The sequence below is a fragment of the Maridesulfovibrio ferrireducens genome, from assembly GCF_016342405.1.
GTDB classification, from domain to species: Bacteria; Desulfobacterota; Desulfovibrionia; order Desulfovibrionales; family Desulfovibrionaceae; genus Maridesulfovibrio; species Maridesulfovibrio ferrireducens_A.
The window spans coordinates 89922-113180 of record NZ_JAEINN010000004.1 but is presented as its reverse complement, the minus strand read 5'-3'; the positions used below and the strand labels follow the sequence as shown (position 1 = coordinate 113180).

Annotated in this window: 20 protein-coding genes, 4 tRNA genes and 1 pseudogene; 14 read left to right on the top strand and 11 right to left on the bottom strand. The window is 42.2% G+C overall.

What is annotated here, in order from left to right; genetic code table 11:
• Positions 1-62: 62 nt before the first annotated feature.
• A complete protein-coding gene (locus JEY82_RS06035) occupies positions 63-581 on the bottom strand; it encodes a C40 family peptidase (RefSeq protein WP_304083772.1) in 519 nt (172 codons plus the stop codon).
• Between the two features lie 294 nt (positions 582-875).
• Between JEY82_RS06035 and JEY82_RS06030 the strand changes: the two genes are divergently transcribed.
• Genes JEY82_RS06030 through JEY82_RS06005 form a run of 6 tightly spaced genes read left to right on the top strand, consistent with a single transcriptional unit; the run spans position 876 to position 5985 of the window.
• Positions 876-2780, top strand: a complete 1905-nt coding sequence (locus tag JEY82_RS06030; protein ID WP_304083768.1) for an NADH-quinone oxidoreductase subunit L — start codon at positions 876-878, stop codon at positions 2778-2780.
• A complete protein-coding gene (locus tag JEY82_RS06025; protein ID WP_092162717.1) occupies positions 2780-3628 on the top strand; it encodes a respiratory chain complex I subunit 1 family protein in 849 nt (282 codons plus the stop codon). Before JEY82_RS06030 ends, JEY82_RS06025 begins: the two co-directional genes overlap by 1 nt.
• Before the next feature lie 4 nt (positions 3629-3632).
• On the top strand, positions 3633-4067 hold the full coding sequence (locus tag JEY82_RS06020) for an NADH-quinone oxidoreductase subunit B family protein (RefSeq protein ID WP_304083764.1): 435 nt from the start codon (positions 3633-3635) through the stop codon (positions 4065-4067).
• A 20-nt stretch (positions 4068-4087) separates the two neighbouring features.
• A complete protein-coding gene (locus tag JEY82_RS06015; protein ID WP_244512308.1) occupies positions 4088-4459 on the top strand; it encodes an NADH-quinone oxidoreductase subunit C in 372 nt (123 codons plus the stop codon).
• A 48-nt stretch (positions 4460-4507) separates the two neighbouring features.
• Positions 4508-5584, top strand: a complete 1077-nt coding sequence (locus JEY82_RS06010) for a nickel-dependent hydrogenase large subunit (RefSeq protein WP_304083759.1) — start codon at positions 4508-4510, stop codon at positions 5582-5584.
• An 11-nt stretch (positions 5585-5595) separates the two neighbouring features.
• Positions 5596-5985, top strand: a complete 390-nt coding sequence (locus JEY82_RS06005; protein ID WP_304083757.1) for a 4Fe-4S dicluster domain-containing protein — start codon at positions 5596-5598, stop codon at positions 5983-5985.
• A gap of 96 nt (positions 5986-6081) precedes the next feature.
• Here JEY82_RS06005 and JEY82_RS06000 read toward each other — a convergent pair whose 3' ends face one another.
• From JEY82_RS06000 to JEY82_RS05980, 5 genes are all read right to left on the bottom strand, one after another.
• Entirely contained in the window at positions 6082-6981 is a 900-nt protein-coding gene (locus JEY82_RS06000) for an RluA family pseudouridine synthase (protein WP_304083754.1), read from the bottom strand.
• A gap of 11 nt (positions 6982-6992) precedes the next feature.
• Complete coding sequence (locus JEY82_RS05995) at positions 6993-8297, bottom strand: TRAP transporter large permease (RefSeq protein WP_304083751.1); 1305 nt, start codon at positions 8295-8297, stop codon at positions 6993-6995.
• A 21-nt stretch (positions 8298-8318) separates the two neighbouring features.
• Positions 8319-8816, bottom strand: coding sequence for a TRAP transporter small permease (locus JEY82_RS05990; RefSeq protein ID WP_304083749.1), 498 nt, complete (start codon positions 8814-8816; stop codon positions 8319-8321).
• Between the two features lie 58 nt (positions 8817-8874).
• On the bottom strand, positions 8875-9903 hold the full coding sequence (locus tag JEY82_RS05985) for a TRAP transporter substrate-binding protein (protein WP_304083746.1): 1029 nt from the start codon (positions 9901-9903) through the stop codon (positions 8875-8877).
• Positions 9904-9984: 81 nt separating this feature from the next.
• Entirely contained in the window at positions 9985-11628 is a 1644-nt protein-coding gene (locus JEY82_RS05980; RefSeq protein WP_304083743.1) for a VCBS repeat-containing protein, read from the bottom strand.
• Between the two features lie 385 nt (positions 11629-12013).
• Here JEY82_RS05980 and JEY82_RS05975 point away from each other — a divergent pair, with 385 nt between their 5' ends.
• The 4 genes from JEY82_RS05975 to JEY82_RS05960 all read left to right on the top strand — a co-directional run bounded on the left by JEY82_RS05975 (position 12014) and on the right by JEY82_RS05960 (position 14419).
• Positions 12014-13270 carry an RsmB/NOP family class I SAM-dependent RNA methyltransferase gene (locus tag JEY82_RS05975; RefSeq protein WP_304083741.1) on the top strand — a complete coding sequence of 419 codons (1257 nt, stop codon included), beginning with the start codon at positions 12014-12016 and terminating at the stop codon, positions 13268-13270.
• A 24-nt stretch (positions 13271-13294) separates the two neighbouring features.
• Entirely contained in the window at positions 13295-14071 is a 777-nt protein-coding gene (locus JEY82_RS05970; RefSeq protein WP_304083739.1) for a class I fructose-bisphosphate aldolase, read from the top strand.
• Positions 14072-14218: 147 nt separating this feature from the next.
• Positions 14219-14294, top strand: a tRNA-Val gene (locus JEY82_RS05965).
• Positions 14295-14342: 48 nt separating this feature from the next.
• A tRNA-Asp gene (locus JEY82_RS05960) sits at positions 14343-14419 on the top strand.
• Positions 14420-14525: 106 nt separating this feature from the next.
• Here JEY82_RS05960 and JEY82_RS05955 read toward each other — a convergent pair.
• The 5 genes and pseudogenes from JEY82_RS05955 to JEY82_RS05930 form a co-directional block, all read right to left on the bottom strand.
• Positions 14526-15482, bottom strand: coding sequence for a hypothetical protein (locus JEY82_RS05955; RefSeq protein ID WP_304083737.1), 957 nt, complete (start codon positions 15480-15482; stop codon positions 14526-14528).
• A 10-nt stretch (positions 15483-15492) separates the two neighbouring features.
• Positions 15493-16596, bottom strand: a complete 1104-nt coding sequence (locus tag JEY82_RS05950; protein WP_304083734.1) for a UvrD-helicase domain-containing protein — start codon at positions 16594-16596, stop codon at positions 15493-15495.
• Positions 16589-18247 carry an ATP-dependent endonuclease gene (locus JEY82_RS05945; protein WP_304083731.1) on the bottom strand — a complete coding sequence of 553 codons (1659 nt, stop codon included), beginning with the start codon at positions 18245-18247 and terminating at the stop codon, positions 16589-16591. Before JEY82_RS05945 ends, JEY82_RS05950 begins: the two co-directional genes overlap by 8 nt.
• Positions 18248-18532: 285 nt before the next feature.
• Positions 18533-19278: pseudogene (locus tag JEY82_RS19685) on the bottom strand (sulfite exporter TauE/SafE family protein).
• A 78-nt stretch (positions 19279-19356) separates the two neighbouring features.
• The gene (locus tag JEY82_RS05930; protein ID WP_304083723.1) at positions 19357-19731 is read right to left on the bottom strand and encodes a rhodanese-like domain-containing protein; all 375 of its coding nucleotides are present in this window, start codon (positions 19729-19731) and stop codon (positions 19357-19359) included.
• Between the two features lie 627 nt (positions 19732-20358).
• Here JEY82_RS05930 and JEY82_RS05925 point away from each other — a divergent pair.
• The 4 genes from JEY82_RS05925 to JEY82_RS05910 all read left to right on the top strand — a co-directional run bounded on the left by JEY82_RS05925 (position 20359) and on the right by JEY82_RS05910 (position 23191).
• Positions 20359-22410 (top strand): cache domain-containing protein, encoded by a 2052-nt coding sequence (locus JEY82_RS05925; RefSeq protein ID WP_304083721.1) that lies wholly within the window; start codon positions 20359-20361, stop codon positions 22408-22410.
• Between the two features lie 157 nt (positions 22411-22567).
• A complete protein-coding gene (locus JEY82_RS05920; protein ID WP_304083720.1) occupies positions 22568-22930 on the top strand; it encodes an STAS/SEC14 domain-containing protein in 363 nt (120 codons plus the stop codon).
• Positions 22931-22999: 69 nt separating this feature from the next.
• Positions 23000-23075 (top strand) — tRNA-Val (locus tag JEY82_RS05915).
• 39 nt (positions 23076-23114) lie between these two features.
• Positions 23115-23191 (top strand) — tRNA-Asp (locus tag JEY82_RS05910).
• Positions 23192-23259: the final 68 nt, after the last annotated feature.

Sequence of the window (23259 nt, the reverse complement as noted above, 5' to 3'; positions counted from 1 at the left end):
AGAGTGATCACAATCACATTATAGGAGTCTCAATTTGAGGCTCCTTTTTTTTGCCCTGAATATTAAAGAACCCTGCGCGCGCCGATAAAATACTTCCGCCAATAAGCCTTATTCATCGATTCTTCACGGACATAGTGACCACTTTTAGGACTATGCACAAAAAATTTCCCATCCCCGGTATAAATACCGGTATGCAGACTTTTACCTCCACCCGGAATTCTGAAGAAAACTATATCTCCGGCCTTAATCCTACTTAAATGAACAGGTTTTCCCGCATCAATCTGCTGCCACGAAACACGTGGAATCCTCACTCCATGCTGATTGTAGACCCACCAGACCAACCCCGAACAGTCAAAACCTTTTGCCGGAGAAGATCCTCCCCATTTGTAGGGTTTACCTATCTGAGAGCGGACAACACTGACAACAGAATTCCCTTTCTTGGAAGAACCCTCTGTACTTATAATTCTACCGCTACGAGGAATAGAGACAGTTTTCTTCCCGCACCCCGCCAAGAAAACAGCTAACACCAAAATGACAGCAAACAATATAATTTTGCGCGAGCTATTTCTAAGTGTGATCATACCAATAGATTTTATCCTGAAATAATATCTTGCACAATAGCTTTTCTCTCTATCAAACCACTAAGCCGTTGATTTCAGGCTGTTTGAATTTAATTATCAGCTTTTCGGATAGGTTGTAAAAGTCAAATCCCATCAATTAGCTATTGACTTTTCTTCCATTTTTGAAGACAAACTTCTACGCTTTAGGTGATAAATGTGAAACATATTGATGAGTTACACAAAACCTAAAAAGATAACACGGCTGAGGTATGTTTTTCTAAATCTGGCACAACATCGCGTTACAGTGAGGTCCGTATGTTGCCCATGATGCTAGCGTTGGTCATCTTGTTGCCCTTGATGGCTGCTATAGGCTGCTACTTTCTGCGTGTAAGTACGATCAGATCTATGATCGTTCTTGTCACAGGAGTTTGCATCGCTGTTACTTCTCTTGTCCTTCTCGGGCAGGGATCATTTACTTATTCTCCAAGTACATTACTTGGAATCAGTTGGGATTCCCTCGTCACTTTGGCGGACTTTTCCCTGCTCTTCGTAATCCTTTATTACGCATTCAAACTGAAAAATCAGCTGATCAAAGTATTTGCAGTATTGCAGATAATTCCATTAGCTGTGTTTGAATTATTCTTCGTTGACCATGCAGCAGAGGTTCCGGCATTTTATGCTGACAGCCTTGCATTAATCATGGTTGCGGTTATTTCAATTATCGGCTCGCTCATCTGCTTCTTTGCGATCCCTTACATGAAAGAACACGAAGAGCACTTGCACCTTGTAAATTCTCGCCAGCCGAGATTTTTCTTTTATCTTGTTCTGTTCCTCGGAGCTATGAACGGATTGGTGCTTTCTAATAACATTCTTTGGCTCTACTTCTTCTTCGAAGTGACTACCTTCTGTTCCTTCATGCTCATTGCGCATGATGACACAGAAATTGCAGTCAAAAATGCCACCCGCGCCTTGTGGATGAACTCCCTCGGCGGTGTTGCTTTTGTCTTCGGAATGATCTGGGCGTACACTGAAGTGGGTTCCCTCAGTCTCCAGACTATTATCGAAGCCGGACCAATGGGCGGAGCAATGCTCGTACCGATTGGACTACTTTGTTTAGCCGGATTCACTAAAGCTGCTCAACTTCCTTTCCAGAGCTGGTTGCTCGGAGCCATGGTTGCTCCTACTCCGGTTTCCGCTCTACTTCATTCAAGTACTATGGTTAAAGCCGGTGTTTACATTGTGCTCAGACTTGCTCCTGCATATGCAGGCACTTTCCTCAGTGAAGGAATAGCTCTTTGCGGAGCCTTCACTTTCCTTGCTTGTGCTGCAATTGCAATCAGTCAGAGTAACGGTAAAAAAGTTCTTGCTTACTCTACCATCAGTAACCTTGGATTGATCATCTGTTGTGCAGGTCTCAACACACCTTGGGCCATCACAGCAGCAATCATTCTGATCATCTTCCACGCAGGTTCCAAAGCTCTGTTATTCTTGTGCGTAGGCACAATTGAACATGGTATCGGCAGCCGTGACATAGATGACATGCATGGCCTTTACCTTAAGATGCCTCGTACCGCGATTATCACGATCATCGGTGTCTTAACTATGATTCTGCCTCCCTTCGGTGTCCTGCTTGGTAAATGGATGGCTATTGAAGCTGCATCCGGCGATATTTTTGTTATCGTGATGCTCGCTCTCGGTAGTGCTCTTTCTCTCGTATTTTGGGCTCGCTGGGCAGGTATCCTGCTTACCGCTCCACTTCGTGATAAAGTTCCTGCTGAAATTCAGAGCCCATTGACAAAGTTCACCTTGACTGCACTTGCTGCAGGCACAGTTATCCTGTCTTTGTTCTCTCCAGTCATTTACACAGGTTTGATTGAACCAATGATAGGTAAGACTTACGAAATTACTGCCGGTGTATTTTCTTCACCTGTCGGTGTTTTTGCAGTCTATCCAATATTCTTTATACTTGCAGCAGCGTTTGTGTATGCATGGATAGAAACTAAGAAATCTGGAAACATCCAGAATGCTCAATCCTACATGTGCGGAGCAAACGTTAAAGAACCTGGAGTTCAGGCCTTTATCGGTCCTATGAACCAGCCGGTAACACTCAAGGCTAGTAACTACTACCTTAAGTCTTTCTTCGGCGAAGAAAAGCTTACCCTCTGGATCAACTTTGTTGCTCTGGCTCTCATCGTTCTTATGTTGGGAGGAGCTCTCTAATGGAAACGATAATTCTTATGATCTTCGGTGTAGTTGTGGCTCCCATTCTCGGTGGTCTGATTTCAGGTGTTGACAGGAAAGTTACTGCTCGCCTTCAATCCCGTTTCGGTCCTCCGATTCTACAGCCTTTCTACGACGTTGCTAAATTATTTGGTAAAGTTAAAGTCATCAACAACTTCTGGCAGGTTTTCTGTGCATGGGTTTATCTCATTGCCGCAGCTCTCTCTGTCGCCCTGTTGTTTGCTCAGTCCGACTTGCTTCTGATCTTCTTTGTTCAGGCAATCGGAGCCGTCTTCCTGGTTATGGGTGGACTTGCCAGTTCCTCCCCATACAGCCAGGTTGGAGCACAGCGTGAATTGATTCAGGTTCTTACTTATGAACCGCTCATTATTCTGGTTTTCGCTTCCATCTTTATGGTAACCGGAAGTTTCAGAATTGATGAGATTCTAGCTTATGACCAACCGCTTTTAGTTAAATTGCCTCTCATGTTTATCGTGCTTGGCTATGCTCTTACTATCAAACTCAGAAAATCGCCTTTTGACTTCTCCACTTCGCATCATGCGCATCAGGAATTAGTCAAAGGAGTGCTCACCGAATTCTCCGGTCCTTACCTCGGCATCATTGAACTTGCTCATTGGTATGAGACTGTTTTTATTCTCGGAATATGTGCACTCTTCTGGCACACCAGCCTTGTCGGTGTAGTACTCCTGCTTGCTTCTACTTACTTCGCAGAAATACTGATTGATAATACTATGTCACGCATGACCTGGCGCTGGATGCTCAAATACGTTTGGAGCGTCGGTCTGGTTATGTCCTTTGTCAACCTCATCTGGCTGCACGTAGGTTAAGCTTATGTTCAAGAAATTCATTGATAAATCACGCGCCAAGTCTCCGTGGATCATGCATTTTGACTGCGGAAGCTGTAACGGCTGCGATATCGAAGTTCTGGCATGCCTTACACCGATGTATGATGTTGAACGCTTTGGCGTAGTCAATGTCGGGAACCCTAAGCATGCTGACGTCCTCCTTGTCACCGGAACGGTAAACCCCCGTAACGCCAAGGTTTTACGCAACATCTACGATCAAATGCCTGATCCTAAAGGCGTAATTGCCATCGGCGCATGTGGTCTTTCAGGTGGAATTTTCCGTGAGTGCTACAACGTACTCGGCGGAATCGACAAGGTAATCCCTGTGGACGTTTACGTTCCCGGGTGCCCTGCTAAACCTGAAGCTATCATCGACGGCGTGGTCACTGCCCTTGCCAAGTTTGAAGGCCTCAGAGGCTAAACATTACGAGGGATAACAACGTGATAGAAAATCTGAAAGAAATCACAATGGAAACTATCGTCGGAGAAGTTTCCAAGTTGAAAAGCGACGGACAACATTTTGTCGCTATAAGCTGCACCGAACTGGATGCAGACAACTTTGATCTGATCTATACCTTCGACAAAGAGTTAGTTCTTACCAACTTGAGAGTTACCGTTCCTAAAGGAACTAAATGTCCTTCAATAAGCGGTATTCTTTTTGGCACCATGCTAGTTGAAAACGAAATTCAGGACCAGTTCGGCCTTTTGTTTGACGGCCTTGTTCTTGATTTTGGACGCACTCTCTACTTGGACGAGGAAATTACTACAATCCCCTTGTGTAACAACACCAAGGCGATGACTGTCAAAAAATAATTCGTCTTCCCGGATTAAACCAAGACGAAAACAACTATAGGGTAAATTATGGCACGCACCATCATACCTTTCGGTCCGCAGCATCCGGTTCTTCCGGAACCGTTGCATATGAAACTTGTCGTGGAAGACGAGATCGTGCTGGAGGCCATTCCTGCGCTTGGATACGTTCACAGAGGGCTTGAAAAGCTAGCTGAGATTCGCGATTATCATCAGATGATCCAAGTCGTTGAGCGTGTTTGCGGTATCTGTTCTATGATCCATTCTCTTTGTTACTGTCAGGGTATCGAAGAAATGATGAAAATAGAGGTTCCTGAAAGAGCGAAATACCTCCGCACAATATGGTCAGAACTGCACCGTATGCACAGTCACTTGCTATGGCTCGGCCTTTTCGCCGATGCTTTTGGCTTTGAAAGCCTGTTCATGCAGTTTTGGCGTATCCGTGAACGCATCATGGATCTTAACGAAGCCACCACAGGCAGTCGCGTAATTGTTTCCGTTAACGTTGTAGGTGGGGTCCGTCAGGATCTTACCCCTGAACAGTGTTCATGGATTCTTACCGAACTTGCACAAGCCGAAAAAGAATTGAAAACCATTCAGGCTACAATTCTTAACGACTACACAGTCTGCAAACGCACAAAAGGCGTTGGCGTTCTCACAAAAGAACAGGCTTACGACCTCGGTGCAGCCGGCCCTACCCTTCGTGGTAGTGGTATTGCACAGGATATGCGTCAGCTTAAATATGCTGCTTTTGATAAAATTGACTTTGAACCGGTTGTTGAAAACGACGGTGACAGTTTCTGTCGTTCTAAAGTCAGATTCAGAGAAGTTTTACAGTCAATAGATCTCGTTCGCGCGGCTATAGCAGGACTTCCTCAGGGTGATCTTGCTGCTCCATGCAAGGGTAATCCAGAAGGTGAACTAATCACCCGTGTGGAACAGCCTCGCGGTGAATGTCTATACTACATGAAGGGTAATGGAACCAAATACCTCGACAGGGTACGCATCAGAACTCCTACGTTCGCGAACATTCCTCCGCTTATTGCAATGATGCCCGGCATCGAACTAGCGGATGTTCCGGTTGTAATCTTGTCGATCGACCCGTGCATCAGCTGCACGGAACGCTAGGAGGTTGAGACATGCTTAAGATGACTCCAACGGTACTGAAGAACCTCTTCTCGAAAAGTTCTACAAGAATGTACCCCTTCGAAATTCGTGAACCTTTTCCTCTCTACAGAGGCGAATTGTTCAACGACATCGATAATTGTATCTTCTGTAAAAAATGTGAAATTAAATGCCCTTCACAGTGCATTACCGTCACAAAAGACAAAGAAAGCGGAACAGGAACTTGGACATGCGACCCATTTGCCTGCGTATATTGCGGCATTTGCGTTGATGTTTGCCCTACCCAAAGTCTGCGCATGGAACCTAATCATCGCAAACCTTCCGCTAGCCGCGATATGATTGAGATGGTTGGTAAAATAAAAATGCCTAAAAAGAAAAAAGCAGCACCCAAAAAAGCTGAGTAGTTTATAGACTACATAGTTTGTCTGCTTGATTAGAATGTAAAAAATCCCCGGAGTCTTTGACTCCGGGGATTTTTTAGTCACAAAGAAAATTTATGATCAGAACAAAGAATTTTCTGCCAAATTAATATGCTCCTGCCGCAAAAAGACATCATCCCAATGCGGCGAACATTGCGCAGTAAACCAAGGAGTCTCAATCCTCCAGCAATGTAATTTCATAGCACCATTGCCACCGCCGTATTTTGAATCACCGATAATCGGAAAACCGCGCGATGAAAGCTGAACACGTATCTGATGAGTTCTGCCAGTATGTAATTTGATCAAGAGAAGAGTTTGATTTTCCAATTTTCCCAAACTTAAAACAGATGCATGCGCTTCTTTACCGGAACCTGTTACCATCTTTTCATTCCCATTCTCTTCTTTCTTTTCAAGAAGATCGTGCATCTCAACCCAACCGTCATCACCGGCTCCTTCTGAAATCCAATCCCCCCTGACAAGGGCGAGATAATACTTTCCCCCTTCTCCGCTCGCGAACATATCGGAAAGGGCTCTCTGCCCATGATGACTTTTGCCGGCTAACAGAACACCGGAAGTATCACGGTCAAGCCGATGTGCCGGGGCTGGTTTAAACGGAAAATCTGCATACATAGATAAAAGACGGTCAACGACACTGTCATCATGTCCTGTTCCGCCCTGTGAAGGCAATCCGGCTGGTTTATTAATGGCTAAATAGTTCTCGTCTTCATAAATTATTTCGAGCGGTTCACGTGAAACCTTTTCAGCAGGCTCATCAGCCCGATATGGAGGTATTCGCACTATCTGCCCCTCTTTAACCAGATCAAAAGGCTTACAACGTCCTTTATCAACGCGCACGTTCCCCTTGCGAATCCAACGCATAACAGCGGAACGCGGAACCTCTCCATCCACTCTTCGTTCAAGAAATCGAACAAGCTTTTGACCAGCTTCAGCGCTGGTAACTGTGACAAACTCTGCTGGCATAACGAATACGGCTAACCCATTAATCTGGGTAAAAATGTTACTATTTCCGGTGCGGCTAGAAGCAATGCAATCAGCACAACATATGCGATCATGAAATAGCTTACCCCGAGAAAAACCCTGTCGATGGAGACATCCTCCGCCATTGAGGCTACGATGAACGTTGTAACCCCCACAGGCGGCGTAATAGCACCCATGGTAGTGACAAGAGTAATCAACACACCGAACCAAATAGGATCATATCCCATGGCTATAACCATAGGAAAGAAAATCGGAATAGTAATCAGCAAAAGAGCAAGCGCGTCCATGACCATTCCACCGATTACATAGATCACGCATATCAACAAAATAATTAATGTCGGAGGAATCGGTAATCCTGCGACCATGTCCGCAGCTTCAAAAGGAAGCCTTGTTATAGCAAGAAAACGTCCGAAAATAATAGCACCGACAATAACGACCATAATCATGCAGGACACTTTTAAAGTATCAGAAACAGCGGCAACAAAACGTTTAAAAGTCATCTGCCGTGAAACTATACTTATAAGTAGAGCAAAAGCAGCACCGGCAGCACCGGCCTCTGTAGGAGTAAACCAGCCTGCAAACAATCCCCCCATAACCAGCATAAAAAGAATCACCATCTCGATAGAACCGGGCAGTGACATCATCTTTTCTTTGAAGCTGACTTCCGGTCCAGAAGGACCCCAGTCAGGATGCCGCACGCACATGCAGAAAACCGTCACCAAAAACAAGCCGCATAAAAGAATACCGGGAATTACTCCGCCGAGAAAAAGGCGCCCTATAGATTCTCCGGTTTGGAGGCCGATAATAATCAGAACCACACTGGGAGGAATGACTACGCCAAGTGTTGCTCCGGCGGCAACGGAACCGGTACTAAGGATGGGATTATATCGAAATTTCTTCATTTCCGGCAAAGCAACAGTACTCATGGTCGCGGCAGTAGCAGTATTGGAACCGCAAATCGCTGCAAAACCGGCGCAGGCAAGGACGGTAGCCATCGCTATCCCGCCACGAATATGTCCCATCCACGCATAAGCTGATTTATAAAGCCGCTTATTAACTCCTGAGTAGAAACAAATCTGCCCCATAAGAATGAAAAGCGGGATTACTGTCAGTCCGTATGATGAAAAAACATTCCATACTTCAGTGCCGAGCATACCATATGCGGCTTTAAGATTAAGAACTTTTGCGAACCCGATAAAACCTATGATCCCCATGGCAAAGCCCACGGGAATTCGTAAAGTAAGAATTACCAGCAGCAAACAGACAATGCCGACGAAGCCTATAGTTATTGGTTCCATATTATATAATAAACTACCCGGTTAAACGAGCTTAAGAGGTTCTTTTCCGGAAAGAGTTCTGACAAGATCCAGCAATAAGACCCAAGACATCATCACGCATCCGAAAGCTACGAAGAAAACAAAGGGGTAAAATTCAATTCCGAGTGTTTCAGAAACTTCACCCAGATCATATAAAAACATCCCCCACTTCGCGGCCTCCCTTGCACAAAGTGCAAAGAAAACACAAGAAGCTCCCCCGCTCAGAGCGTCCAGAAAAATCTGCATGGGTTTCGGAAATTTATTAAAAAACAAGCCGACTGCGATGTGACTTTTGTATAATTGAGAAAAAGCCAGTGAAAAACCCGCGGCTACGGCCCCTAGAAAACCCATAAGTTCAAAAGTTCCTTTCACCGGAACCCAAGTTGCACGAAAAACCATATTAGCACAGGCGAGCACGACCATTGCTGTAAGGGCTGTGCCTGCAATCCATGCTAAAATGCGGCAGAAAAGGATAGATATTTTTTCCAATTTATTGATCATAAGCGGATTTTAATGACTCCCCGCCACTAAAAGGCGGGGAGGTTTTTCAAAACTTTAATTATTTTGCAGAATCATATTTAACGCGGGAAGCTTCGACTTCAGCAAGAACAGCATCGGCATCAACACCGAAATCCACAGCTTTTGTTTTCCAGTCATTAATCAGAGGCTTAGTTTTTTCTTTGATTGTCTGCATGTCGGCTTCAGGCATGGTGATAAGCTCAATGTTATATTTCTCTTTAGACCATGCAAGAGAATCTTTCACATGCTGATCCATGTACTGTCCTGTCCATTCAGCCTGTTCACGACCAAGATCGTTCATAACTTTTTTAACATCATCAGGAAGGGCTTCCCATGAACTCTTGTTCATTATGATTGCAAAAGGGTAAACAGCAGTATTGGTCACAGTTTCATAACGGCATATTTCAGCAAAATTCATATCTTTCAACACATCAAAAGAAGAAAACAACCCTTTAACTACACCCTTCTGCAAAGCTTCAGGAGTTGCAGACATAGGCATGGAAACAGGAGTTGCCCCGATGGAATCAAGAATTTTAGAAAGAATACCTGACGCGCGGAGTTCAACTCCCTTCAAATCGCTGAGAGAGCGGACAGGTGTCTTAGTCATCAAGTTTGACGGAGCAGAAGCAAACATGGTCAACACTTTAAATTTCTTAAATTCTTTTGGCTGATGTTTCTGAAAAAGATCCCACAGCGCAAGGCTTGCAGAGGTAGATGTAGTGAAACCCAAAGGAAGCTCAAAAACGGAACTCAGCGGAAACACACCGGGATGGTAAGCAATACTTACACAACCAATATCAGCCTGCCCCTGCATAACTCCGCGCAATGTATTTTTAGCACCCAGCAATGTTGATCCGGGATAAGTTTGAACCTGCACCTTGCCGGAAGTCCTTTTTTCAACTTCCTGCTTCCAGCGTTCCATTTGCACACAAGGAAACGTCTTCGCAGGAGGAAAATTTGCATAGCTTAGGCTTATTTCTGCAGCTTGCAGCTGAGAAACAGAGCAAAACGATATAGCAAACATCATCAAAAAAGCGAATAGACCACTTACTCTTCCGGCTTTATTCATAATCATCTCCTCCCGTAAGGGCTTACTTTTTATTCAACCAAAAAAAAGACCTCCCGCATAAAGCAGGAGGCCGAATTCAAACTATTTTTTTCCGAGATTCAATTCATAGGCAACAATTAAAGTCTTTCTGAATTTAACACCCAGAGAACCGGGGAAACTATTCAAAATACAATAAAGTTCCTTTTCACCGTCATTATCAATATCTGCGAGTCCGTAGGCAGTCACACTACCTTTAATACGACGTGTTTTCCAAGCAAGGCTGAGGCCGACTCCATCCCAGTACTCAGAATGAAGTTCGCCTTGTGAGAAGTTTTTATAGTTGGAAAAAACCTGTGAAGCAACAGAGATATCTTTATTCAAAAGAACCTCAAACTTAGTCGGATCAGAAATAGAAGCTATAGTTATAGGCATAGGAACAAAGTAATAATGTTCCATTTTATCCTTTTTATTCTCCGTACCGAATCCTTTAATCCTAGCAATCGATTCAAATTTTACATCAACCGAGTTATAAGAATTCTGACTCTCGTACAAAGGCTCAAGAGCTTTATTGTAAACAACCATTCTGCCGTACTTATTCAGTACTAAGATTTTATAATCGTCCTTTTCGGGAAGGAAAGATGTGTTGAACACATTGGCAAACTCAGGAACAGACAAATGTCTGATAGGCACCAATTCGCCATTAGAATACATATATTCCGTCACATCTTTTGAATAAAAAGTCCGGCTTGTATCAAGCTTCTGTCCAAGCAGAGTTTCAGTAAAATTAGGCGGAATACGAACCGAGCTTAAGAATTTATTAAAACGGTTTACGAGTACCTTCGGAGTATTCCCTTTAAAAGAGATAATGAAAGAATAGGGTCTGCTGTCCATCATAATACAAAGAACAACTTCCTTCACCCCATCCATGCCAAGATCAATACCACTGATTTTGATACCATTTGCTCTCGTTGCATATTTATAAGAAGCAACCTCTTTCAAACGCTGAGCTTCAACACCGAAAACTTTAACTTCAGTATCCGACAGCATAACAATATTTTGTTTGCCGTCACCGGTAACATCCGCAACAAATCCGCCGCGATTCACAAAATCAATACTCTGACTGCGCCAGCGACCGGGAGTTTCTGCTCCACCTTCATATCTAAACTGCGGGTTAATCGCGCTCTGCATAGGAATTGCAGCTGTAGAAGCCGAAATAAACTCAGGATTTAAAGCATCTTGAGGGCGCGCCTCTTCACGAGCTTTTTCTTCTTTAGTAACTTTCTTGCTTCCGGGCTTTTCAAATAATTCCCCTTTAACCTCTGTGGCGATGCCATCCAAAGCGGGAATAAGCCCTTCAATTGTAGTCTTAGCACTTTTTGTCCAAGATTTCCCGTCCTTATCAACCATACGTAGATCAATAGAAGCGTCTTTACCGACGATTGTGATACTACCTAGAGCCAGATAATCAACTTCAAGCTGCTGTGCGCTTTTAATTTCTTCAATTTTTGATGATGGAATATCGGCCTCACCCAGCTCCTTGGAGGCTGCGAGAGGTTCAAAATGTCCTGTCCAGTTCAAACGGGAAATAAGCATCGTTTGAACGCCGCGGCTCAAATATTTATACTGTGCAGGTCCATTTATTTCAAATGGATACACAGCGAAAGTGCGCGCGTCAGCAAAGGCTGTACCTGCTGATAAAATTGAAATCATTACAATAAAAAAAGCTATAAACCGTTTAAATGACATGTACTGGATCCTCCCCAAAAAGCAAAAGGCTTTCGGAAATGTACGTTATATATTCTAAATGACTAAGATATTACTGCGACTCTCTCAAGAAAACCCGAAAACAATCGAGCTATCATACTTTCCATATCAGCAAAACGAGTAAAAAACTTGTAACAGCTTACGGTCCGGGACGCAAAGCCAAACATATGAACCACCCAAAAGGCTACTTGTCAAATGTTCAACCCTGTTTTATCTGTCTTGCTCCGGTTTTGACAGCTGTAAATAAAGACTGTCTACATTGCTACAATAAATTTCACAAAATTTTATATGCAACCTGTAAAAAAAATCTACCATGTCAGGTTTGTTTCTCCTAGAAAGCTTACCTTCATTTTTATAAATATATATTATGACAAATAATCTTCGAACATTCAGACTTGTCTGCTCCGAAAAAGACATCCCCGCAGTTGAAGAACTTTTACGTTCGCAAGGTTTTGAATTCAGCCCGGAACCGTTCTATTCAATGGCGCGAAGGCTTGAAAAAGAACCTTTTCCTCTAGGTGACTCCCTTGCATCAAGGTTCGGACGTATCTATATACAAGACCGTTCCTCCATGCTGCCGCCTCTGATGCTTAATCCGCCGAAAGGGGCAAAAGTGCTGGACATGTGCGCAAGTCCCGGCAGTAAAACAGGAATTTTAGCAAGGTTGGTCGGGCGTGACGGATTTGTTCTTGCCAGTGAACCTTCAAAGGACAGGCTTGCTCTTTTGCGTCAAAACTTACGACGCGTACAGGCCATAAACTCCGCAACGGTGAGTTACGAATCGCAAAAGATCCCTCTGCCATCGAATGGCTGGGAATATATTCTGCTGGACCCGCCATGCAGCGGATGGGGAACCATCAACAAAAACCCTAAAGCTATGGACTTATGGTCAGGCGAAAAAACCTTACCCCTCATAGCCTTACAACGCCAACTGCTGGCAAAAGCTTTTGACCTGCTCACCCCCGGTGGCAACGTTGTTTACTCAACATGCACCACCAATGTACAGGAAAATGAAGAGCAGACCCGCTTTGCAGTTGAAGAACTCGGTTTTGAACTGGTCAAACTTCCGCATCCAGCCGGGTTCACCATTGCAGAGCCGCTTTTGCCGAACATGGACGGAGTGCTGCGGGTAGACGGATCAGGCGGCGGTCAGGGATTTTATGTCTGCGGACTACGAAAACCCGGCAATGCCGAACCGGAATATCCCGAAACAGCCCCCCTGCCGGGACAAAAGCTGAATCTCAAAAAACAGGATTACCCCGAAGCAATAGATTTTTCAGCTCTGCCGGACGGCGAACTTTACGATTTTAAGGGCAAAGCAATGTTCCTTAACAGGCACGCACTGAACATGCTTCCACCGAATCTCCGCTGGCAGGGATATCCGCTCGGTAAAATTTCGGGTAAGAAATTCAGACCGAATCCGTTTGCACGCACCCTATTGCCTGAAACTCCGGCAGAATCAGCTCTGGTGCTCGAAAATGCTGAAGATCTCGCAAAATTATTTTCAGGGCAAAGTCTGACCGCTCCGGCAAAAGGCAAAGGCCCTGTGGGTTTATACTTCAAGCAGCTGCTTCTAGGATTTACAGGTAAAAAAGGCAGCCGCTTTATCTGGACAGAAAAATAGATTTTTTAAATATAAGAGGATTCAATGAACGGAACTCAACGTCGCATGAGACGACTATTTGATAAGACAAGCGGAAATTCACTCATTCTGGCTCTGGATCACGGTGCAAACGAAGGAATGATTGAAGGGCTCGGCGCCATTCCTTCCATTTTGGAAGCTCTCCCCACATCAAGAGTACAGGGTGTCATTCTTAATAAAGGTCTGGCCAAACATTTCAGCGCCCTTATCCCTGCTGACGTAAGCCTGATTATACAGATGAATGCGGGCACAAGACACGGCTCGCCATCATACAACAAGAGCATCGTCTGCTCTATCCCCGAAGCGCTGAGACTAGGCGCGGACGCGGTTTCTGTACACGTTAATATAGGCAATGAGCTTGAAGACCGCATGCTTGCCGACCTGGGCGAAATTACCGACGAAGCGCATCAACTGGGTATTCCAGTGCTGGCAACAGTTTTCGCCAGAGGAAGCCAGATTGTAAACGAGCACGACTCAAGCCTTGTAGCACACTGCATCCGCATCGGCGCAGAACTTGGTCCGGACATCGTAGCAGTGCCATACCCCAACAATGGCGATGCCTTCCGCAAAGCAGTAGAGGCAAGCCCCGTCCCTGTTCTGGTAACAGGAGGCCCGCTAGGACAGACAACGGAAGGAGCAATAAGCAATACTTTACGCGGTCTGGAATCCGGCTGCAAAGGGTGCTGCATCGGCAGGAACATTTTTCAGACGAAAAACCCGATTGAAAGCATGGAAAAATTAGCCGAAGCTACACATAAAAACATAATTAAAACAGTAAGTTAGCAATTATTTTAAATATATTCAAAAAAACAGTTTGACAAAACGGCTACTCATCGGCAGTATCCCTCCTCGTGGCAGTGAGCAATACGGAAACGCACGCAAGTGCAGGAAGTTCAATCACAGCCTTCAGTTTTGACACACTGAATTTGTGGGCGAATAGCTCAGCTGGAAGAGCATCGGCCTTACAAGCCGAGGGTCACAGGTTCGAGCCCTGTTTCGCCTACCACAAAAAATTAATAATAAGCGTTGCTTAACTCGTTTATTATATCCCTGCGGAGTCGTAGTTAAGTTGGTTATAACGCCGGCCTGTCACGCCGGAGGCCGAGGGTTCGAGTCCCTTCGACTCCGCCACTAAAGTACAAAGGATATTAATCGTAAGATTAATATCCTTTTTCTGTTTTGGGGGATTGGACACAAGGGTGGGAATGTTGGTGGACACAAAACTAGCCAGAAAACATCAATCATCTTTGCTTAACATTTCATGATGATAAGCACAGTATCCTTCAGCCCATTGCTCATCGACTGATAATTCGCAGCTACAAAGCTTACACTCTTTGTATGCCCGGCTTTCCCCGCATGCTAAGCAAACATCATCATCAAAAATATATGTTTCCTTACTGCACTCAGGGCATGTTCCTATTGAAGGCTCTTCACCGTCTTTGTAGGCATAATAATTGTGACCATACGAAGAGCTTTGAACTGCATCTTCGATTATATCCCAAACTTCAAATTCATTCGAGCAACTCATGCATATTAGTCCAAGTTCCTGATGATAGTCACCTTCTTCATTTACTTTTATTAATTCACTGTCACATTCAGGGCATGAGAAGTGTTTTGCAACTTCACCAAAAGAACAAAACTTACAATCAACCTTTTCGATTGATTCCAAACATTCCTTTCTCGTCTCCTCATAAACAGCATTATTCTCGAGAAGTACCGCCCAGCAGTCATTTCCAAGCAATTGCGCCGGTTCTTTATTCAAATAGGTTGACACAAAATTCTTTATTAAAATAAAAATTTGAGCAAATAAGTCTTTTACCTTATCAAGACTTTCCCCAACATAATAATGCTCAATATCATTTCTAAGCTTTTGAATCTTTTCAAACATCTTCCATTCAACTTCAACATTAAGATTTTTAAATCTTTTTCTAATACCGCAAACATCAACAGTACTTTTCCCATCTCCCATGAAATCGATATTGCCATCGCTACCGATCTTAGGAGCAATATTCTTTTTGATCAGCAACTCTTTATCATAATCAGGCGACAAACAAAAAAGATGGTACTTGTATAGAAGTAACAAACCTGCATAAACATTTCGGACAGCTGACAAATACCTTCTTTCATCATCTGAATCAAAATCTTCCACACCGATTTGGATTGATTCAACCGCATTTTTCAAAAGCAAAGACATTTTGAAACTCCTAAAATGGATATTTAGCGATACCTTCGACCTCAGGCGGATCATCCCAAACGATCATGGAACTATGTATAGCTCTAGTCAAAGCAACATAAAATTTACAAAGAGTACTGCTCGCCAACTCCTCCTCACCTGCGAGATATTTTTTGATGGAGTCGGTCGGATAAATTACGACCCTTAAAAAAGTTAAGCCTTTGGATTGCCCAAAATTACATGCCGGATAATTAGCATTAACAGAAGCCCTCCGGTCATATCTTAACTGCATAGGTTCGTAGTGTTCTAAGTAGTCATCTAACTTCTCAGTTGGAATAAAAAAAACACCATCATGAGAAGTTACCAGATCAGAGAACGAACCTACCGTCGGAAGGTCTGGAAACAAAGAACTTGAGTAAGTGCAAATTTTTTCATGACACCGATATGAATTACTCAAAGTATCAGTATCAACATTACATACTTTATCACATTTATCGTTCACAAACTGATCAATCAAACCATCCTTATATTGCTTATGTTTAGCGGAGTGATGGGTATGATACGTCACTTGCCGGGGATCACCAACCAAAACAGTTTTTATCTTTTTCATTAAAGCATGCACTATGTCTAAGTCATAGCCAGCTAAATCCTGAACTTCATCTACAAAAATATGGGCATAAAGATTAGATATACGATCTATAACTGCCCCTTTTGTTAGCTGGTTAGATTTCATTACAAATATCGCTATCTTATCGGAGTATATCTGCCTAGCACCATTAAAATAAAAAGGTTCAACATCATTTTGCCCCCAGTACACAGGACGCCCTTGAGTTCTATACCTAAACCCAGACCTATTGGTAGTAAGCTTTAACCCTTTAACAGGCTTGTCTGTAATTAAATTTTGATAGGGCCTGACTCCATGTTGAAAAAGAAAAGACCACCATGTTTGTACAGTAATATTACGAGGAATAGATAGATTCTTCTTTATGATCTTGTTGCGTATTTCTTTCTCATTTTCTTGAGTGTAGGTTGTGATCAATACCCGTTCATTACTTTTTGCTTCTAGGGCTTTTTTTACTATATAAGTAGTTTTACCTGACCCGGCAGCGGCGATGATACATTTACTCTTAGGCATTGATAAACTCCAAAGCTCTTTCGATATAATCAGGAGCATTAAAGGATATCCCGGTTTCAAATAATTTTAACGCGCAGTCCGTTTTATTACCGTGCATATACCTTAGAAGGTCATCCTCCGTTTTGTGTTTAGTTCCTAAAATTAAATTTAATTTTCCCAAATCATTCACCCGTAACAAACAAGGTTCAAGGGTGTTATAGTTGTAATCTTTAATTTCCCCCTCATACTGATACTCCTTGAAATCAAAGAATACGACCTGTAAATTGTCTTTTTCTTGGAGATAGTCTTTATCATTCTTTTTAATAGAATCTATTTTACCATCATTGTCTCTTATAGCGGCAACCTTCTTATTTACTTTCCTAGCTATTTCTAAAAACCTCTTATAGGACAGCCCTACAGAAATTACATCTATCCCGTCTTCAATCGGAAGTTTTCCTTTTTGTTGATAATAAATCTTTTGGACAACAAGCTCATCACAATCTCCTTCAACAAGTATTGCTTTTTCGGAGAGCAACAAACGCAACGTGTCATACCCCGGTAATTTAGAAAAAAATGTTCGGGTAGATTTAGTTAAGTCTTTAAAGGAAGTGGTTTTTTGATTGTTAATAAGAATCAAATCTTCAAGACCTAACTTGTTAGCTACCAAACTGCTGTGGGTCGAAAGAATGATCTGTTTACCTGAACATTTATCCTTTATGTATCCAAGCAATTTATTAAGATTACTATGTGAGAGATGATTTTCAGGTTCTTCAAGAAGAATCAAATTGGCAATTTCTGATCGCCTATGGGTTAAAGCCAAATTAGTCTTGACTATGCACTGTTCTCCTCGACCAACTTGCTGAAACGGAATTCGATCTAGATAGGTCGTAATAATCTTTTCCCATGCGTTTATATTTGAGATCTCAACAGAAAGTTGCACAGGCTTAGTTGATATTTCTGCTTGCTTAGCAATTTTATTATTAATGGCTTTTACAGCCTCCTCATCAGCAAAAACTTCGACCATACGTCTATAACATTGGGCAAGTTCAACCTTCTGACCATCTTCGAGAGAGTCTTTAATAATCCTTGAAAGATAAATGTCTGAACCATTGCTAAATCTAGTTGCAGAAGAATTAATGAATGACGACTTCAACGGAATCAATCTTGAAATAAGACTACCAAGTGCGAAAGAACGCCAAACGACTTTATAATACTCGACAGGAAGTGTTTTTACTTCACCTGACTTGCAAAGTTGTTCGTATGCGGCTGCATAGTTATCATCAAACTCAATAGAAAAAGAGATCCCGCAACTATCAGTCTTTTCACTGTTGTTTGATCCTCTAAATTCTTGATAATCAGAAAAATATAACTCAATGAAAAGAAAAGGTGGAGGCAAACGAGAAGCAGTCTTCAAGCTTTTACAATATTCGTCAACAACATCTATGTTGAACAAATATTGAGACAACTCATTCTTCACATAATGACCATTAAGTTGACCTGTAAGAGCTAAGTTTATTGCCTCTAAAATAGTTGATTTTCCTGCTTCATTATCACCGACAACCACATTGAGACCTTCATTAAGTTCAAGTTCAAATCTGTTTTTATATGCTTTAAAATTTTCAATTACGATTTTTTTAATTGCAAGGGACGACATATCAGTACAAACAGCCATAACACCCTCTAATTTTTCTCAAACCAGCCAGCATCAATCAATAAGTGATGCCATAATACAAAATATCTTCCCCTAAACATAAACAACAACCGTATTATTATTTACTTTCTCACCCGCATACACCTTCCCAACCCCCAAGCCAAGCATCTCAACCCGTAATCCCACAAAAAAAGCCGGAACCCCCGTTCCGGCTAATCATACCCATAAAAAACATATATACGAATCAACTAAACTAACGCCGAATCAATAAACCTATCCTTCCGACAAGAATATTAATCTCACGTATTAAAGTGACCAAATCAACTTCAAAGCAATCAAAATCAACACACAACCAAGTATTTTCTTAACAGATTCAGGCCGCATTCTATGATGCATAACTTTAGTTCCAAGATATCCACCAGCCCATGCAGCACCACCGGCAAAAATCAAAATCTTAATTGAAACAGATCCCATCGCAGCGTAGGCCATGAAAGCGGAAAAAGATGAAAAAGGCACAGCAAAAGCAGTCACTGTCGCAACTTTTTTAGGATTAAAACCCTGCAAAATCATCAGCGGAGAAATGACTCCCCCGCCCCCTACACCGAGCAGACCCGAAAAGAATCCGGCAACAACACCTACTAATAACGGCCCGATTACAGGACGGTCTTCCCGATACTGATCTTTATATTTAGATCTTTTGAAAAAAAGCATCATGCAACCGGAAAAAATGAGGAACCCGATAAACACAAAAAAATTATACGAATGCTGAGAAAATGCCCTGCCCATGCCCCCACCGGAGCCAGAACTATGGATGAAATGATGATAGGCAGTCCGAGCTTGAAATCCAGACGTTTGGCTTTAATGTTGGAATATGTGGCACCCAGCATGCTCAAACAGTTCACGAAAAGTCCGGTCGTACGGGCCAAATTAAAAGGTACACCAAGCCATGTCAGAGAAGGGATGAGAACCAGTGCGGAACCTACTCCCCCTAGGGCAAAGAGAAAACTCAGCACAAAAGAAATGAATGCAATTACAATTGTTAAATCAAACATTATGGTATGCCTATTCTAAATACTTAAAAAATATAGAGTGCCCATCCCGCCACATCGACATAGGCACGCCATAAAAAACTACATCTTTGCCAGAGGACCGGGTTTAAAAATACCGACCAGATCTTCCACAGGAGCAGCCAGTCCCTTGACCTCATCAAACCCGTTTGCGCGCAAATATGTGTACGCGACCGCACTGCGGAAAATTGAAGTACAGAAAGGAACAATAAATTTATCTTTAGGAAGCTCATTTATTCTTTTTGGAAGCTCATGCAATGGAATATTGATTGCGAAAGGAAAAACCATATAACCCTGCTCAAGATCAGTACGCACATCCAAAAAAATAAAATGATCATTTCCCAAAGCTTTACGAACACCTTCAACACTCATGACATGCTGACCGGAACCTAGAAAATCAAAATCCATCTCCGTTAAAACATCATCAAAACCTTTCATTTTAATCCCCTTTTTAACAAACTTATTGTCAAACCTTACCCAACAACTTGCATAGTTGGCAAAACGACCAATAATTCATTTTAAAAAAAATGAGCACGCCCGGCTCAGTCCCCAACTTCTCACAAACACACTTTTCTCCGTCACATTTGGCAATAACTCCGATCAAAAGTCAGTGTCAATAAATTATACAAAGATAACAGATACAAGCTGTATATAAATATAAATGCTCGTAGCAATCACTAGGCTCAAGACAACATCATTTTACAGCCATAACAATACAATTTTATACTTAAAAAAAGGAATAAACATCAACGCAAACCTAACTTTTTAACAAAAAAGCACTATTGCAACAAATAAAGATTGAAGCAGCAGTCAAAGCAGTACATTTTTGTAAATTTAAACATACTCTTGACAAAAAGAACGCCTCCTGATTACAAAATCAAAAAAAAGAACTACAAAAATACAATAAATTGATTTTTTTGACAATTTATTTTTTTTAAACATAATAATTCAAGTAGATAATAGACCAATCATTCTTAGAAATTTTAAGCCACAACCAGTAAATACTCACAAACGACTACCATGATCGACATTTTTACACAGCATTACATATAGAAGAGAACCAAAATGGACAACAAATTAGTTAAAAACAATGAAAAGATACTACTCAGATCCATGCCCACAGTAGAAAAATGTCTAAACTTACTCACTAGACTTGATAGACAATGGACAATGGCAACCCTGACCGGTAAAATTAACTGTAGTCGTATTGCCCAAACTCTTATTGACTTCATTATCAGTACTCAGGAGAATTTTTCTCTTCTTAAACAAAATCTTGTGGAAACGCTTGTTATTGAAAACACCCAGAAGGTAGTCCTCGAAGTGTCATCCATGGCGCAGGTTGTAATCGACATTCTTAAACGCAACCTGTTTGAACGCACCGCAGATGTAGGATTTCTTGCAACTGACGATGACCTTGTCCGGTTTCTTAAAAATGACGCAGACAATCCTGATGCAGTCGCCGTCATTGAAGATCGTCTTCTCGAATATCGTAATAAGTACACAGTTTATAACGAGATTATTATTTTAGATACAGACGGCAAGGTCTGCGCACACCTTGATCACAGCAACCCCGTGACTCATTCTTGCGATCCGCTTCTAGCCGAAACATATGAAGCAAAAGAATACTTAGAAACGTATCGAAAAAGCGACCTGACTCCAGAACGCGACAAAGTGTTGATTTACTCACAAGCGATTAATTCTCCAGACTCAGGAGATCCTCTGGGAATACTATGTCTTGTTTTCGATTTCGAAGGTGAAATGGAAGGTATTTTTAAGAACCTTAAGCTTTCATCAAATGACACTATCCTAATGATTCTTGATGAAAACGGCAAAGCAATAGCATCAAGCGATATGGTCAAAGCTCCAATTGGACGCCCTTATACCATGACCAAAAAAGATGAGTTCAACATCGTTAATGTTAACGATGAAGACTACATGGCAAAAACTGTTGAAACAAATGGATACCAAGGTTTTCTCGGGCTGACTTGGTACGGACACGTTCTACAGAGAATGGAATCGGCCTTTAACAATGACAGTACAGATTGCTCTCTTGATGCAGTCACAATTCGTAATAAAGCTATTTTTTCAGGCAGGCTTATCACCGTTGAAGAAGCATCAAAAAATGTTCTATCCGACCTCGAACTGGTGGTTCAAAATGGTGAGATAATGGCAGCCAAAAAATGCATTGCACCTAATCTTACCGAGCAAATGGAAGGGCGAGCCCTACCTAGCATACTGAACGAAATCAAAAAAATTGGTGATCAGGTTCAACACGTTTTTCAATCCTCAACAGACGGACTGCTTAAGCTTACGACCTCATCGAGACTCTATGAAGTTCAGTTTCTGGCGCAACTGTCCATAGATATCATGGACCGCAATCTATATGAACGAGCCAACGACTGCCGCTGGTGGGCACTGACCTCAGACTTCAGGCGCATCCTTGAACAGCCCCAAGCAAATGATTCTGACCGCAACAGTATGCACAACATTTTACACTACATTAACAGCCTCTACACGGTATACACAAACTTATTTATATATGATCATACCGGGAAAATTCTAGCATGTTCCAATCCTGAGGAATTTCGTCACGAAGGGCAAACACTGAACGGACAATATGCAACAGACACATTGAAAATCAAGGATTCTCAGAAATACTGCGTTTCTAGCTTCGACTCGACTGAACTCTACGCAAAAAAATCCATATCACGTCATTCATATATATATAATGCATCGATAACCTCCCTTAAAGACTCAAACTTGGTGCTTGGCGGTATCGGAATTGTCTTCGACTCTGAACCCGAATTTTTATCCATGTTAAACGATGCCCTGCCCCGTAATAGCCAAGGGGAAATTCTAAATGGTTCCGAAGGGATGTTTGTTGAAACCAGTGGAAAAATAATTTCCTCCACAAATCCGGATCACAACCCCGGTCAGTCGATATCCCTGCCGCAAGAATTCCGCCAGCTATCCAGCGGACAATTAACATCATATCTTCTTGAAGAAAACGACAAGCTCTTTGCTGTCGGCTGTGCCCATTCAGCGGGATACCGTGAATACAAAAAAGACGACGGATACACCAACAATCTACTCAGCATTATTAAAGTCAGGATTTAGAAAAAATCACAAAACACTATAATCACAATACTATTTACCAAAACCCTCAAGACGTAAGTTTAAGGTTTTTTTGTTGATAAATAATCGCACAACATCTAATATTAAAATACTATAATAATAAATATCTGAGAGATAAAGCCCAACCAAGGAGCCTCCAATGATTGAACTGATCGAAATAGCTTCTTCAAAAGCCGTTGGTTTAAGAGTTTCCGGCAAAATTGAGGAAAAGGATATTAAGCTGGTAATTGATGCGATTAATGAAAAATTAAAATACGAAGAAAAATTGGCTATTTATGTAGAACTGGTTGAATTCGGAGGAATCTCCATAAAAGCTCTGATTGAAGACATCAAGTTTGCCTTCCCCAACATGAAAAAATTCACTAAAAAGGCCGTCGTATCTGATAAAAGCTGGCATGAGACACTGATGGAAATCAGCGATAAAATTTTCCCGTTTATCGAACTTAAGCATTTTGGTGTTGATGAAAAAGAAAAAGCACTGCTCTGGGTCATGGAAGATTAAAAAACTTTAAGGTTTTTAAAAATTTTTATTGACATCTCGCGACTGTAGACTTAAAAGATGCTCTCTTGAGGGCGAATAGCTCAGCTGGAAGAGCATCGGCCTTACAAGCCGAGGGTCACAGGTTCGAGCCCTGTTTCGCCTACCATTAAAATATTAAGCGTCACTTAACGCACTTAATATATTCGGAGTCGTAGTTAAGTTGGTTATAACGCCGGCCTGTCACGCCGGAGGCCGAGGGTTCGAGTCCCTTCGACTCCGCCACTTTTCAGAAAGCCCCTTACATGCAAATGTAAGGGGCTTTCTGGGTTTTGAAATATACATCAAGTCGC